Below are 14,606 nucleotides of genomic sequence, written 5' to 3'. Positions count from 1 at the left end.
TTAGATTCTATTTGATTTAGAAAAATATTAAATATAGGTGTATAAATTTTTTCCGTTTTCCGGATAAGGAAGAGGAGTGATCTTATACTCTTTACCTATCGAATCCAAGATCATTTCCAGTTCGGATTCTCTTTCTTCTCTAGACAAAACAAAAATTTCGGAAGGAGAAACTCCAAAACCGTAATCTTCTGCTCCGAGCCTAGGCTGGATCTCTTCCAGAACTTCTTTTCTCCATTTATCTATCGAAGGATAATCCAAGTCACCTGTACATTTGATCTTGTATAGATTACATCTGCTTCTTTCTCCATGGGTCGCCCAGCGAAGAAGTAAGAATTGTATCTGGACCAAGTCTCTTTTGTCTTGGATGGCATGAGAAGCCTGCTCTATCTCTAATTGTAAAAATGCGTCTTCTACAGGTTCTATAGAATTTTCCACATTCTCCCTGATTTGTTCCGCTAAATCATTATTAGGCGGATCTGGGAACATCAAGAAAAATCTGAAATCCAAACCGGATCTGAAAAGTGGGAAGGAAATAATCCTCATCACTCCATCTAAATCCGCAGAATCGAATTTTTTACGGAAGAAATGATCGTTACGTCTTTCTTCTGTAACGTCTATGATAGAAACATCTCCCACTTCTTTTCCTAAGAACTGATCTCCATACAAGAAAATCATATTCTGTCGACTATAAGGTTGTAAACCATAGGAGACAACAGGGAGATACGCGCCTCTTCTTCTATCGTAAAAATGAATACTAAAAGATTTCAGATGAAGAGAAGAGAAAATCGTAAGATAATATTTTAATAATGAAGAAATAGGAGTATCCAAACCTTGGTGGATCTCATCTAAAACTTCTAGGATCTTTCTTTTTTCGCGAATAGGTTGTTTATCCAACCAGACTCTGAATTTTTCAGAAAGAGGAAGTTCTTCATTCGGATCGGTTTTGCGAATTCCCCACCAAGCTCTCGCCCAAAGGAAAAATCTGGATTTATGTTGAGGAGCAAGACCTCTCGCCGCCTTCAAACCGATCTCAGCAAGTCCAGTCACTCTGAGCGCTTTTGCTAAAAGTCCCGAATCCTTAGGGCGATCTGAAATTTCTATCTGAGGGATTTCAGGAGAAGTAGTTTTGACCTTCTCCACAAGTCTTGCTAGCTCATCCGTAAAGATAGAATCTCTCTTTTTCTGAAGAGCTTCCGGCATTTCCACAACTGATACTGCAGAAGAAACGGAGGCTGCTTCTCTTTCTACATGAATCGGCTCCTTCTTCTCTCTTAAAAACTTAGGAGTTAAAAAAGAATCTCCAGGCAAATCGAAAGGCAAAACATAGAATGTGCCGCTTGCACTAGGCTTAGTTTCCAAAACAGGAGGAATGGTGACTATTTCGGGAACATCCGGTAACTCATGCAATTTTGCGGCTTCTACCTGTTTAAAATTAGTTTCTTCTATTCTTTGAGACAGAGTCTGGATGAGTTTGGACACATCCGATTTTGCGTAAGAAGAAGAGGATTTACTTTTTCTAACTAGAAGAATGCATACATCCAATAAGAATAATAGTCCGAAAAACACAGGAAATAATATTAAGAAAATATTACGTTCATAAGGAACTAAGAGTAAGATCCCCTGGATAAAACCAATTTTTTCATCCGGATAGAATGCGTAATAAGCTCTGTATAATTTATCTCCCAGACGGATTTCTTTGAAGTCGTTTCCTCCGTCCTTCATGGACTTCAAAACTTCTTCCGAAATTTTCCTCGGATCTGTTTTATCCCCTTTTTCTTCCCAGTCTTGGAAAATTCCTAACCTTGGCTCCGGAACGAAATATTCTACCCTATCGCCTAAGGAAATTTTGAATTTTTCCTTATCGAGTACTGCAAGTACTGCAACCGACTTTGTATACAATGGAACAAATAAGACCGGCTCATTCTCCAATGAAAGAAAACGACTAGTCTTTCCTTCCCATGCTTGGGATAATAAATACCTTTCTTTATCTCCCGAAAATTCCAGGTTCGGAGTATTTTTTAGATTCGGATCCCATGACAAAAAGTTTCGAACAGGAAGGAATAGATTGTTAGTATCTAATTCTTCAGGATCCGATTCACGGATCTTCTTTTCTAACTCTAATATCTCTTTATTAAAAGAAGAGAATACGGACTCTAATCTGGACTTATAAAAAATCCCGGAAGGAAAGTACGGTTCTAAAAGTAGTACAGAAACGGAAAATATAAAAGATAGAGCGAGTATGAGTCTGAATTTAAAGCCTATCATTTTGTCTTTTCCCTAAATTGTCCGAGTAAACGAATTAGCTCGGTTTTCACTTGGATCACTTCTTCTCTTTCCGAAAAACGGTTCTCCATTCGGATCGTGAATAATATTCTAGAAGCGAGTATTCCGCAGATTAAAGCGATCAAGGAAATTCCGAATGCGCTTAAGATCAGTAACAACTCTTCTGCTCTTGTCTTTCTAGGTAGTGATAGAAAAATTTCTAGATCTTCCGCAATCGTTTTTTCCCAAATAGGACGGAGTAGAATGTTTTGGGATTTGGAATTTCTATCCAACAACGCATGGACCATTGCCCTAGATTCTTCCGAGTTAGAGACTTCGGAAGTGTCCGGAAGTAATGTACTGTCAGGATTCAGATTCGTTTCTAAGAGTTCGGAATTTTCTTCCTTCTTCTTGTATACCCAATACAAAATTCCTTCCGAGAAGTCTCGAGGCAAAAAGGATTTTTTAGAACCGGTTGCTTCTTGGACGATCCTATCTCCATCTTCTTTCAAGATCTGAATATACAGATCACCGGAAGAATTTCTGTATAATAAAAATCCATCAGTATCTTCTACCCAACCTGCTCTAGGCACCTGCATTCCGAGTAATCTGAGCCCTTTATGAAATCCGGGACCCTTTGGATCAGAAGAATACATGGCTCTATAATTATAATCATATATACGGATCTGTTTTAATTGGATAGAAGAGCTAAAAAGTTTTCCTAATGCCTCCGCATCCTTGTCGCTTTCAGGTTTAGAAAATTCTCTCATCAAATATTCGAATCTATAACCCAAGTCGTAATACTTGTTCTGAAATCTTTCTAGGATAGAGTCTAGGAAGGATTCTTTTTTAAGTTTAGGATACAAACTAAGAATTTGGATCGGAGAGAAGAAAACCGCCTCCTTCCAAGCGCCTGGAAAAAAAGGGATGGAAATCAATACGATACATAGCAGTATCAGAGATAGAATTCGAGATCTTTTGCTATGTTTGCGCGGGTTCACCTTTCTAGTATCGGCGATTCCATCATAAAGAATCAGTCTAATTCAATAGGATAATCGATACTTCTCGGGCCAATAAAATGATATTTTATGTATTTATAGACGGGATCGGTTTTGGGGAAAACAATCCGGATAAAAATCCGTTCTCCAAATACGCGAAGGGGATTTTTTTACCCTTAGGCGGTAAAAGTATTCCGGAAGATTCTCCCTCCCGCATCCAAGATCTCACTTATCTTAAAACGGATGCAAGTATGGGAATCAAAGGGCTTCCCCAAAGCGCCACCGGACAAACTTCTCTTTGGACAGGGATCAATGCATGTCAGGTATTGAATCGCCACATGAGTGGATTTCCTACATTCACTTTAAAACGTATTATCGCAAAATACTCCATTATTCGGATCTTAGAAGAGAACGGATTTAAAGCGGATCTATTGAATTGTTATACTCCGGGATTTGCAGAGCATATAAAAAAAAATCCTAGACATGTATCCGCTTCAACTCTCATCCAAATGGCAGCAGACAAACCTTTAAAGGATATGGACGATCTTAGAGATGGCAAAGGTCTGTATATGGACATCAGCCGAGATTTTCTCAGAAAGTTTGGAAAGGATTTTATAGATAAGGATGATCCGGTTCTCGAACTCCAAGATCCATACAAAACCGGGAAAGAGATCATTCCAGCGATGAAAGACCATACGTTATGTATCTATGAATACTTTATCACGGATAAAGTAGGTCATAAGATGAATTGGAAAGGCGCAGAAAAATGTATCTCCGACTTGGAGAGCTTTTTACTCGGAGTTTTGGATGCAATGGATCCGGAACAAGACCAACTTATTGTAACTTCCGATCATGGAAATCTGGAAGATCTAACTGTGGATGTACATACTGTAAATCCAGTGCCGACCATTCTATACGGCAAATATACTGAACAAATGAAAGACAAGATACACGCTTTGAAAGATATCCCACATGCAATCTACGATTGTTTAGGGATACAGATCCAGATGTCTGAACAGGAATTTATTCAGACGTCTGCTAATTAATATTTCCAGTCCTCGTCTTGGCGATCATCGTCGCTCGGTTTTGCTTTTCCTCCGCCTTCTCCGTCCTTATATCTCAGATCATCTTCGATCTGATCCAAGGCTTCTTTTTTCCAAGTAGCGGATTTTTTGCCCACCGGACTATCTGGATTTCTGTCGGCAGATTCTTGGAATACCGCAGCGGCTTTCTCATACTTTCCGCCTCTGAAATAGATGGTTCCCTTTCTAAACATTGCCGCTTGGTCCAGAGTTCCATCTGCGTTTTCTAGGATCTTGTTTAGGTACTGGATCGCTTGCTCCGATTTTCCCAAAGCATCGTAACTTTCTGCGATATAGTACCATGCTTGCTCTCTAGCTCTTTCGCTGACACCTATATCCAATGCCTTTTTCAAGGTCTCGATCGCAGAGTAATATTCTTTGCGTACGTATAATTCTCTTCCCTTTTCCAAAAGCCCGGAGCGGAATTCTTTATCTACAGCAACCTTGTCAGGATCGAAGTATGCATCCGACTGAACATAGTCTTCATACACATCGTAAGCGGACCAATCTTTGCCCATTCTACGCAAAGATTTTCCCCATCTTACTCTAGCTTTTACGTTTTCAGGATCTTCTTGTAAGGCCAATACATAGTTCTTTCTAGACTGATCGTAATTGCCTTTTTTCATGTAATAATCTGCGATTGCGGATAACGCGTTGGATCTGAGTTTATTATCTCCGGAAGTTCTGAGAACTTCCTCTAAGTGGCCTTTCCCTTCTTCATCCCTATTTAATAAAAGAAGAAGATTCCCAAGTCCATAAGCAACCTTTGCCTTTTCCTCGCGAGCTAAACCTTCTTTTTGGTTCAGTTCTCTAAAGATACCAAGGGCTCTCATTTTATCTCCGGTTTTATCCAGAGCCGTCGCCAAATCGTATTGGATCCGAAAAGAAAGATCTGAGCCCACATCCTTGGAGGACAATTCAGCAAAAATATCCAAGGCCTTATCTGAAGATTTAGGATTGGAATGTTTTAAGAATTCCTCTCCTTCCCTGACTTTTTCCAAGATCCCTTTGTTCGTGGAATCCGTATCCTGGATCACCGCAGTATAAATCCCTGTAAGAAGACCTGCACATACGAATAAAAATCCCGTAACTAATATGATGGAACGATTCATCTTCTTCCTCCGCCGATCCGGGCCAGACATTGTTTGGTCCAGAACTCGGTTCGTTCCGGATTATAGTTCTTTGTATCTTTTTGTACGAAGAACTTTAGGGCTTTATTATATTCGCCCTTTTTATAAAAAGACATTCCGAGGAAGAACTTAGCCTTTCCTCTGATATCTATATCGTTAGAACCGGCATAAGGAGCCAATTGTTTTACAGCTTCTCCATATTCGTTCTTCCAATATGTTGATCTTAAAACTCGATCGACCTCTTCTTCAGTAGGTTCTTCTTGTTCTACTATCAAAGGTTGTTTTTCATTATTCTGAACATTTTGGTTGTTCTGATTATCTTGAGGAACTTGCTCTTCTTCTTTAGGCTCGTTCTTGTTAGGCTTATCAGTCTCTGCGGTTTGTGTGTTCTCTGCAGGACCTGATCCACCTATCGCTACATAAGATTGGTCTTGTGTCAGGGTGAAATCTTCCAAATCTCCTCGTTTGACTGTAACACCAAAATACATTGTCCCGGAGTATGATTTCATCTTGACCATCACGTTCGTATCCGGATGAGAAACTTCTCCCAACTTTCTAACATTACCGCCCAAGAAAGTTGAAACTCCGCCGGACAAAGGTTTGCCAGCTTGATAAATGGAATAGATCGTATTTTCGTCCGCACGATCAGGTGCCTTCCAATCCAAACGAACTCCACCTTCAACGACACTTGCATTTAGATCCTTCACGTGCATTTCGTCGTACGCGAATTGAGGATTAGTAACTACTGAGTCGTCTTCTTTAGGAGGTTTTCTTTTATCCTGATCGTAAACATAAAACTGACGAATGAAAGATTGGTTCTGAACTAAAGGTAAAACTTCCTTTAAACCTTGTTTTACGGAAACACCATAATAGAGAGTTTGTGACTTAGTCAGATCTTGATCCAAAAAAGTATTCTCGGGATGAGAAACTTCCGCTAACTTCTCCGCTTTTCTCATCAATGTCATACTAGACATCGGCTCTGTAGATTTATAAATAGTATATATAGTCTCGCCAGGAATTCCTTTCGGATAAGGTTCCCAGGAAACACGAAGAAACTGACCTTCTCTTTTTACGGAAATATCAGTAACCCTAGCGTTATCCGACAGATACTTCTGTTCTTCGGGTGGAGGTTGATTCGTATTCGTCGCAGGAGGATAATTATTCTGAGTATTAGTTGGAGGATAATTATTTGTTTGAGGTGCTGGATTGTTTTCGATCACGATTGGGATCGTAGTATAGTTACGATTCGCGACTAATCTTACATCTTTCTTCCTTACATGATGTGCTAATATAACCGCATAATAATAAGTTCCCGGTTTCAGATTATAATCGTAGATCTGATTCACACCGTTAGCTACACCGCTAGGAAATTTTCCCAAAGAATCTGAGATATAACATTTTTCGGGACTATCAATGATAGAAGAAGATCGGGCAACGATGATCTCGCCTGTCTCTCTTGGAGCTTCCCAAGTGATACGAACAGATCTACCGTCTTTTAGGACTTCAACGTTGATTGAATTTGCGACACTTGCGTTATCATTGTCCAGACGAAAGGTATCCTGGGCATAGATAGAATTTCCTAATGCCATCAGGAAGAATATAGATAGGATCCGGAGTCGAATTTTCATCTGGAAATAAGGTTCCGAACTAGATTATCGGTTGCTACAACGCAAATTTTTACTTCGGTTTTTAAGAGAAAGTGGGGAAAATAATATAAAATGTGCAAGATACAAAAACTTCTCCCATCGGTTTGATCTTGACTAATGAAAGCATTCATACGACATAATACGACTTCCGGCACTTAAATGATCGATATAGAATATTATTACGACCCAGAATATCAGAATTTCCTCCTCTCTAGTAAGAGACGTGAGCTTACTCCTCCGGAAATCGTTTTGAAGCATTTTTCCTTGAAGGATGTGCAGAATATCGTGGATTTCGGGATGGGTTTAGGTTTCTGGACAGAAACTCTTCTGAAATCAATCCATAAAGAGGGCTGGGTCTGGGGTGCAGAATGTAATCAAGACTTCCTAGACGAAGTATTACATTGGAAAAACCGGGAAGATATCCAGAGATTTACACCATTTTATATGGAGAAAGCGGATCGTCCCTTATTGCCGGAGTGGATCCCTGTCCCTGAAGTGATCTTTGCTTCTTTAGTACTTTCCACTTTTGCTGATCCCGGCCAAGCAATGGACGGCTTAGTTCGTTCCATGAAGAAGGGTGGCAAATTGATCGTTCTAGACTGGGTTAAAAACGAATATCCTGTCGGCCCTAGGATCAACGATAAGATCTCGTTAGATAAAATGAAGTTCTTAGCAGAACAATATAAATTAGAGATCGTTAAAACTGTACGAATCAGCGAAAATGTATACGGTTTAGAGATCCAATCCGGTCCTGAATTCGAATATGGCTATTACGATCTAAGAGAAGAAGAAATGTATTCGGAAGAATTAATCCGATCTTAAGCTTCTTCATTTTTTCTTTTGTTCGTTTTTATTCTGGCAGAAGTTTTGAACTTCATCGATCAGTTTATCGCAAATCATTGGATGATCAGGTGCAAGCTGACCACAACGGCTTGTTCTCCAAGAAATACTTTTCGTAAACTCTAAGGGAGCAGGAACATTTTTACAAAAATTCGGACTTGGCTTTGCATTTTTTAAACTTAAATTTAAAAACGATTTATGTTCGATAATACATGGAAGATCAAAATCGGAACTGCAAACCTTCACTCTACGGAATGCCTCGGTTAGAGTTTCGGATTGTGTGTGGCCTTGTTTATTCCAAGCCTTGACATCTGCATTAACTTTCTCTTTGGTTTCCATAATTCCAGATTCCATTTTTTCCAAAGCAATCTTACCACAAAAATAGCAACCACTGCCGAGCATTGTAAAACTGACTAAAACGATTAGGATAATTTTTAAGGGCTTAGACATACGCGAATAATAAGGCCTAACGTAGCAGAAAAAGCAAGAAGAAGAATATAAACTTTTAATCCCAAAGTATCCCGATTGGGGTACTTATGAAATTCGCTAACCGATTGCAGCAAGAATCCTAGCGGAGACCTTACCTTCTTTGTCCGCAGCATCGGAAATATATTCTCCGATCTCTACAGTCAAGAATTGGCCTGGGCTTAAACTTTTCAGATCGCTTTCAGGAATTACTGCTTTTAGATAATTATCTGTAACTGCGATCCCGCCACCTTCTAAAACAGCCTCTCTTTTTTTAGAGAACTGGCTTTCGGCATATTTGCGATGCAGTCTTTGGGAAAGGTGCATAAGAGAATGGACTCTTTCCTTTTTGATTTCCTTAGAAACAGTTTCAGGAAATTGCTCCGCAGAAGTATTTTTCCTAACTGAAAAAGGAAAAGCATGTATTTTAGAAAAACCTAATTCTTCTAAGATAGAAGAAGAATCTTGAAAATCTTCCTCTGTCTCTCCAGGAAAACCAACAATCACATCAGTTCCTAAGAACAAATCAGGCACTTTAGATTTAGCAAGCTCTATCCTTTTACGGAAAGTCTCAGGAGTATAGCTGCGTTTCATTCTTTTCAGGATCTCCTTACTTCCACTTTGTAAAGGAACATGTAAGAATGGAGTAAATCTAGGATGGGTAAGAAGTTCAGCAAGTTCCACACCCACATCAGGCGGCTCGATCGAAGAAAGTCTAAGTCTGGAATATTCTAATTTGTTTAAAATTGCTTCGAGCATCTTAGGAAATGCCTTTCTGCCCTCTCCATCTCTATACCATCCCAGGTTCACACCTGTAAGTATAATCTCGCCCACTCCATTGTCTTGTAAGAAGGAAACCTGATCGAGTACATCCTTCCAATTTCGGGAAACGCCTGCTCCTCTTGCTTGGGGAATTTTACAATAAGAACATTGGCGATCACAACCGTCTTGGATCTTTAGATAAGCTCTCGTATGTCCGTTTGGTAGAACGTCAGAATATGCGAATCTATCTGAAACAGTTTGGATATGAGAAAAATCTGAGCCTTCTTTTTCCAAGATCAGCCTAGGTAGATCGGACTTGTTTTCGTTGCCGATCACACCCGCGATACCGGGGATTGATTCTATAGATTCTTTATCAGTTTGTGCGTAACAACCTGTTACCCATACCTGGGCTCCCGGGTATCTTTTAATCGCGTTTCGAATAATATTACGATTTCTTGAATCTGCTTTGTTGGTTACGGTACATGTATTGACCACCACCACATCAGGAATATCTTCCCCAGCGGCCACGGAATATCCGTGTTTACTCAAAGAAGAGAATAAACCATCCGACTCAAAAAAATTGAGTCTACAACCTAAGGTATGGAATAATACCTTTTTTTCACCCGGCGGAAAGGGCATTGATCCTCGCCTCTATTCTTCTGATATTACCTTTTATTTTTTCATCGTCAGGTTTTAACTTAAGTGCGGATTCCAATTGTTCTTTAGCATTTCTTAATTGTTCGAGGGCCTTTTTGATATTCCCTCTTTTTGCTTCTTGGTTTCCTGCTTTTTCGTAAACTAATCCAAGATTGTTCAATACATTCGGATTATTCGGAACTAAAGACTGAGCCCATTTCAAGCTGACTTCTGCTTTTTCTGCACTTCCTAAGTAGAAATACACCTGAGCTTCTAAAACGAGTGGGCGGTAATCATTCCCATCTTCTGCTTTTAGTTTTTCGATGATATATAATGCTTCTCGAGCTTTATTATTATATAATAAAGCGGTTGCGTATAATAATCTTACTTCTCTATTTTTTGGATTAGCTTGGTAAGAATTATAAATGATCTCTAATGCGTCGGAATTCCTACCTGCTTGGATCAGATATCTGGCAAAATCCACACTTACTGCAGGATCTCCAGGCTTTAGTTTTAAAGCTTCGGACCAATGAGTGGCTGCGGACTTATTTCTTCCTGCATTATAATGACAGAAGGCCGCTAAATAATGAGTCTCGTAAGATCTTTTTCCTTGTTCATGAAGTACTCGAATGATCTCTAAGGCTTTTTCAGAATTTCCTTTTTGGAATTCCGCCAATGCTGTTTGATAATCCGGCTCGCTCTGGGCGAAACTATTTCCCGCGGAAAAAACAAATAGTATCAGTGTAAGTAGGAGTATTTTTCCTTTGTGCATCTTTTGGTCACTTTTTATAGGCGGGAAAAATTTTAGGTGGGGACCCCCATTGATTTTGTATTTAGACAATCAATTAAGGAATGAAATGGCTCCACCGGGTCGATGAAAACGATTATACTCGGATATCGTATAGAAAGGAAATGTTCTATTCTTTCCTCAGATACGATCTGAAAATCCCCGGTCTCCAAAACAGGTAAACCGTCCAAGTTTCTGTAGATCTCGTATTCCTCTTGATCGAGGAAATCCGTCAACAGCATATAACCGGATCCGAAGTAGACCCCGCCTTGGAAGTAGTATTTGTAGAGGACGCGTACCTCGGGAAGAAATAAATCAGGCTGGAAAACACATAGGGAAATTTTTTCGATCCCTGCTACGGTTCTGATCTTGCGTAGATGGAACCATACCTTACGGACTAAAAGATAAAGGAGCACAAATATAATGGGAATCAGGTACGGCATAGACCCTCTCCAATAAAGTCTCCCTATTTAGATCAAAAGCCCCCTTTTCGTTTCCGTTCAGGGGGCAAAGATCTTTTACACTAGCGCAGGTTCTTCGGAACGCTCCGGATTGTTCGGAGAACTTCCTCCGTCGGAACCTTGATCTGCAGGTTTATAATCTGTCCAAGCTTCTTCCAAGAAGTCTAGTTTACCCTCTTTGAAAGCAACTGTGATCTTGGTAGGCTCTTTGTAGGCGCCTTTCAAGGTTTGGACTGCCATATAATCTTCTAGCTCACGCTGGAACACTCTGCGTAATGGACGTGCTCCGAACTTCTCGTCGTAGCCGATATCCATGAAGTGATCCTTCGCTTCTTGAGTAAGGTCGATCTTGATCTTCTTATCCAATAATCTCTTATTGGTGTCTTTGATCATGATATCCATAATCGCCATAAGTTCTTCTTTTCTGAGAGGTTTGAAGTAAACTACTTCATCCACACGGTTCAAGAACTCTGGGTTGAAATGTTTTTTCAACTGCTCGCGAGCTTGGTCCGACTTGTATTTGTCGGTCTCTCCGGAACGATCTTCGAATCCTAAACGTACTGCGCTGGAAATTTCCTTAGCACCGATGTTAGAAGTCATGATGATGATCGCGTCTCTGAAGTTTACCTTACGACCTTTTGTATCAGTCAGGTTACCTTCTTCCATTACTTGGAGAAGAACGTTGAAAATATCATGATGAGCTTTTTCGATCTCATCCAAAAGAATGATGGAATACGGTTTTTTACGAACGAACTCAGTCAATTGTCCGCCGTCATCGTAACCAACATAACCTGGAGGAGCTCCGATCAATCTGCTGACAGCATGCGGCTCCATATACTCGGACATATCCACACGAAGCATCGCGTCTTGGTCTCCGAATAAGAACTCAGCCAGTGCTTTAGCAAGCTCGGTTTTACCCACACCAGTAGGTCCGAGGAAGATAAAGGATCCGGTAGGTCTACGTTCTGCTTTGAATCCAGTGCGTGCTCTACGAACGGATTTTGCAATTTTTTCGATCGCTTCGTCCTGACCGACAACTCGCAGTTTGAGTTCTTCTTCCAAACGAAGAAGTCTTGCAGACTCGTTCTCTTCCATTCTTTGTAATGGAATTCCGGTCCACTGAGAAACTACGGAAAGAATATCGTCTTCATCGATAGAAACTGCGAAATCATCCAGTTTCTCCTGCCAAGATCTGATCTTTTCTTCCAAAACTTGTTTCTTACGATTTACTTCGTCGCGAACTCCGGCAGCTTTTTCATACTCTTGAGAACGAACTAGATCTTCTTTCTTTTGAGAAAGTGATTTGATCTCTTCTTCCAAGTCTTTTACTGCTTGAGGACGAGCACAATTTGCAAGTCTTGCTTTTGCTCCCGCTTCGTCGATGATGTCGATCGCTTTGTCAGGTAGATATCTATCGTTGATATATCTATGTGATAACTTAACGGATTGTTCCAAAGCACGATCCGAATAACGCACCTTGTGGTGAGCTTCGTATGCTTTTTTCAATCCTGTAAGGATTTGGATAGCATCGTCTACAGAAGGTTCTGCAACTTTTACTACTTGGAACCTTCTTTCCAATGCGGAATCACGCTCGATATACTTGCGGTATTCTGTGCTGGTAGTAGCTCCGATACATTGCAATTCCCCTCTTGCAAGTGCAGGTTTGAGAATGTTTGCTGCGTCCACAGCTCCTTCTGCCGCACCAGCTCCGATCAGAGTATGCAACTCATCGATAAATATGATGATATTATTAGAAGAAGAAATTTCTTTCATGATCTTCTTTAATCTTTCTTCGAATTCTCCGCGATACTTGGTTCCTGCGATCAGGCTCGCCAAATCCAAGGAAAGTACACGTTTATCGAATAGAAGATCCGGAACATTCTTCTCTACTATTGCAAGTGCAAGTCCTTCTACAATTGCAGTTTTACCAACTCCGGACTCTCCAACGAGTACTGGGTTGTTCTTAGTTTTGCGAGAAAGGATTTGGATCACCCTTTGGATCTCGTTGGATCTACCCACAACCGGATCCAGTTTTTTATCTCTGGCTAGTTGAGTAAGATCTCTCGCAAACTCATCCAAGATTGGAGTTTTAGTCTTTTCAGCGCGAGGGGTTCCAGGTTGAGCTGTTGGCTGGCTGGATACACCTACTGTGCTTGTAGGAGGAGCGCCTAATAAACGCAAGATCTCTCCCTTGATCACATTATAATTCACGCTAAAGGAGTATAACGCTCCACCTGCGATATTATTATTATCCCGCAATAATGCTAGAAGAATATGTTCAGTTCCAACATAGTTGTGTTTAAGACGTTTGGCTTCTTCCTTAGAGAGTTCGATAATTTTTTGGTATCGATCCTGTCCTTGGGCCATGTCCATCAACAATGTGCCGGAGTTCTCCCTGGTCCTGCGCTCTACTTCTTTACGAAGTTCGTTCAGGTTGATGTTCAGGTTATTCAGTATCTTTATCGCGACCGAATCTTCTTCCTTTAACAAACCTAATAAGATATGTTCAGGGCCGATAAATTCGCTGCCTAGACGTTTTGCTTCGTCCTGCGCGATCTCGTTGATTACTCGTTTTGCTCTTTTAGTAAATTCCAACATAATTGCACGCCCTTCCTGATGGGTTCTGTAGGTTAGACTGTATTCGCATCCAATTTCCAACTGGGAGCCGGAATCTCCCTTAAAGAATATATCGGACTAGTTAACCAAAAAGGATTACGGGGCAAATGAGGCTTTTGTCCCTTCTTTTCCGCTTATTACCAGTAAGGCTAAATACGAAACCAAATTGAAAAAGGAATTTTTTCTATTTGGGCCGAAATTTTTTCGGAAAAAGACCAATCTGCCCTTCAATTCTTCCCGATAGAAGCCCCAGTCTGTAGGCAGCCTGAAATCCCTTAACTCTCCCGAGTCCGCAAGTCTTGCCGGAATAGAAACAGAAAGTTTGTCTCCAAAACCGGAATTGGTAGGACAGGAATTGATGAATCCGATCCCTTTTTGAAAATCAAACTTATCTTCCGCCTCGAATTTCGTTAAAAAATTGGATTTTAGGACAGAGTTTAACTCAAGTAAAGAATCAGTCACATATTCCCAACGAATATGATCCTCGTCTCCCATCACTAATGTCCCTGAATTCCAGGGAATTCTTTGTTTTAATTCTAGGATCGGATGTTTTTTTCCCGAATTTAGATCTTCAATTTGGGAATCATTCTCTTCTATAAACGAATTTAGGAACTGGTCCGTTTTTTCGGTACGTTTGGTATATGTAGAATGTTTCGGATTTCTGGCGATACGAAACCTATATGTAAATGGCAAACGATGAGAATCTATATAGGATAAACCTTCTTCCCAATTTGTTTTTTTGAATTTTTCCCAAGTATCAATTGCAGTAAAATGAGAAGGTGGTTCCCAATCGGAAGGAGCTTGGATTGGAATAAACTTAGTATATTCTTCTCCCAAAAATTGGATACAATGAGCACATCCGATCTTTCCCCGATTTTTCCAGTCGAGAAGGGATAAGCCGCAATAAATACAGCTATCCAT

12 protein-coding genes are annotated in these 14,606 nt (G+C 40.3%); 2 read left to right on the top strand and 10 right to left on the bottom strand.

The features are described from left to right. Positions 1-27: 27 nt before the first annotated feature. Positions 28-2,265, bottom strand: a complete 2,238-nt coding sequence (locus tag CH352_RS09780; RefSeq protein WP_100705100.1) for a hypothetical protein — start codon at positions 2,263-2,265, stop codon at positions 28-30. Then, complete coding sequence (locus tag CH352_RS09775; protein WP_243396192.1) at positions 2,262-3,263, bottom strand: hypothetical protein; 1,002 nt, start codon at positions 3,261-3,263, stop codon at positions 2,262-2,264. Before CH352_RS09775 ends, CH352_RS09780 begins: the two co-directional genes overlap by 4 nt. 77 nt (positions 3,264-3,340) lie before the next feature. Here CH352_RS09775 and CH352_RS09770 point away from each other — a divergent pair, with 77 nt between their 5' ends. After that, positions 3,341-4,306: an alkaline phosphatase family protein gene (locus CH352_RS09770; RefSeq protein ID WP_100705098.1), complete on the top strand. Its 966-nt coding sequence runs from the start codon at positions 3,341-3,343 to the stop codon at positions 4,304-4,306. On the opposite strand, the gene CH352_RS09765 is transcribed toward CH352_RS09770, so the two are convergent. Beyond that, positions 4,303-5,454 carry a tetratricopeptide repeat protein gene (locus CH352_RS09765; protein WP_100705097.1) on the bottom strand — a complete coding sequence of 384 codons (1,152 nt, stop codon included), beginning with the start codon at positions 5,452-5,454 and terminating at the stop codon, positions 4,303-4,305. The genes CH352_RS09770 and CH352_RS09765 overlap by 4 nt on opposite strands. Next, positions 5,451-7,100: a hypothetical protein gene (locus CH352_RS09760; RefSeq protein ID WP_100705096.1), complete on the bottom strand. Its 1,650-nt coding sequence runs from the start codon at positions 7,098-7,100 to the stop codon at positions 5,451-5,453. Before CH352_RS09760 ends, CH352_RS09765 begins: the two co-directional genes overlap by 4 nt. Before the next feature lie 177 nt (positions 7,101-7,277). Here CH352_RS09760 and CH352_RS09755 point away from each other — a divergent pair, with 177 nt between their 5' ends. After that, positions 7,278-7,940: a class I SAM-dependent methyltransferase gene (locus CH352_RS09755; protein ID WP_100705095.1), complete on the top strand. Its 663-nt coding sequence runs from the start codon at positions 7,278-7,280 to the stop codon at positions 7,938-7,940. Positions 7,941-7,946: 6 nt separating this feature from the next. Here the strand turns inward: CH352_RS09755 and CH352_RS09750 are convergent, their stop codons facing one another. The 6 genes from CH352_RS09750 to CH352_RS09725 form a co-directional block, all read right to left on the bottom strand. Further along, positions 7,947-8,408 (bottom strand): hypothetical protein, encoded by a 462-nt coding sequence (locus CH352_RS09750; RefSeq protein WP_125169463.1) that lies wholly within the window; start codon positions 8,406-8,408, stop codon positions 7,947-7,949. 96 nt (positions 8,409-8,504) lie between these two features. Further along, positions 8,505-9,824: a tRNA (N(6)-L-threonylcarbamoyladenosine(37)-C(2))-methylthiotransferase MtaB gene (gene mtaB / locus CH352_RS09745; RefSeq protein ID WP_100705093.1), complete on the bottom strand. Its 1,320-nt coding sequence runs from the start codon at positions 9,822-9,824 to the stop codon at positions 8,505-8,507. Further along, positions 9,805-10,593 carry a tetratricopeptide repeat protein gene (locus CH352_RS09740; RefSeq protein ID WP_100705092.1) on the bottom strand — a complete coding sequence of 263 codons (789 nt, stop codon included), beginning with the start codon at positions 10,591-10,593 and terminating at the stop codon, positions 9,805-9,807. The genes mtaB and CH352_RS09740 overlap by 20 nt, the downstream gene beginning before the upstream one ends. Positions 10,594-10,625: 32 nt before the next feature. Further along, on the bottom strand, positions 10,626-11,051 hold the full coding sequence (locus CH352_RS09735; RefSeq protein WP_020769211.1) for a hypothetical protein: 426 nt from the start codon (positions 11,049-11,051) through the stop codon (positions 10,626-10,628). A 75-nt stretch (positions 11,052-11,126) separates the two neighbouring features. Further along, positions 11,127-13,667 (bottom strand): ATP-dependent Clp protease ATP-binding subunit, encoded by a 2,541-nt coding sequence (locus CH352_RS09730; RefSeq protein WP_100705091.1) that lies wholly within the window; start codon positions 13,665-13,667, stop codon positions 11,127-11,129. A gap of 114 nt (positions 13,668-13,781) precedes the next feature. Beyond that, positions 13,782-14,606 carry an ATP--guanido phosphotransferase gene (locus tag CH352_RS09725; protein WP_207766627.1) on the bottom strand — a complete coding sequence of 275 codons (825 nt, stop codon included), beginning with the start codon at positions 14,604-14,606 and terminating at the stop codon, positions 13,782-13,784.

The sequence above is a fragment of the Leptospira hartskeerlii genome, assembly GCF_002811475.1.
Taxonomy (GTDB): Bacteria; Spirochaetota; Leptospiria; order Leptospirales; family Leptospiraceae; genus Leptospira_B; species Leptospira_B hartskeerlii.
Note: the sequence above shows the minus strand (reverse complement) of the source record. Positions and strands in the feature narration are given on the sequence as shown.

Excerpts from the sequence above, each read along its gene's own strand:
- CH352_RS09755 (WP_100705095.1), top strand. The coding sequence starts at position 7,278 with ATGATCGATATAGAATATTATTACGACCCAGAATATCAGAATTTCCTC.
- CH352_RS09725 (WP_207766627.1), bottom strand. The coding sequence starts at position 14,606 with ATGGATAGCTGTATTTATTGCGGCTTATCCCTTCTCGACTGGAAAAAT.
- CH352_RS09750 (WP_125169463.1), bottom strand. The coding sequence starts at position 8,408 with ATGTCTAAGCCCTTAAAAATTATCCTAATCGTTTTAGTCAGTTTTACA.
- CH352_RS09780 (WP_100705100.1), bottom strand. The coding sequence starts at position 2,265 with ATGATAGGCTTTAAATTCAGACTCATACTCGCTCTATCTTTTATATTT.
- mtaB (WP_100705093.1), bottom strand. The coding sequence starts at position 9,824 with ATGCCCTTTCCGCCGGGTGAAAAAAAGGTATTATTCCATACCTTAGGT.
- CH352_RS09765 (WP_100705097.1), bottom strand. The coding sequence starts at position 5,454 with ATGAATCGTTCCATCATATTAGTTACGGGATTTTTATTCGTATGTGCA.
- CH352_RS09735 (WP_020769211.1), bottom strand. The coding sequence starts at position 11,051 with ATGCCGTACCTGATTCCCATTATATTTGTGCTCCTTTATCTTTTAGTC.
- CH352_RS09740 (WP_100705092.1), bottom strand. The coding sequence starts at position 10,593 with ATGCACAAAGGAAAAATACTCCTACTTACACTGATACTATTTGTTTTT.
- CH352_RS09770 (WP_100705098.1), top strand. The coding sequence starts at position 3,341 with ATGATATTTTATGTATTTATAGACGGGATCGGTTTTGGGGAAAACAAT.
- CH352_RS09730 (WP_100705091.1), bottom strand. The coding sequence starts at position 13,667 with ATGTTGGAATTTACTAAAAGAGCAAAACGAGTAATCAACGAGATCGCG.
- CH352_RS09760 (WP_100705096.1), bottom strand. The coding sequence starts at position 7,100 with ATGAAAATTCGACTCCGGATCCTATCTATATTCTTCCTGATGGCATTA.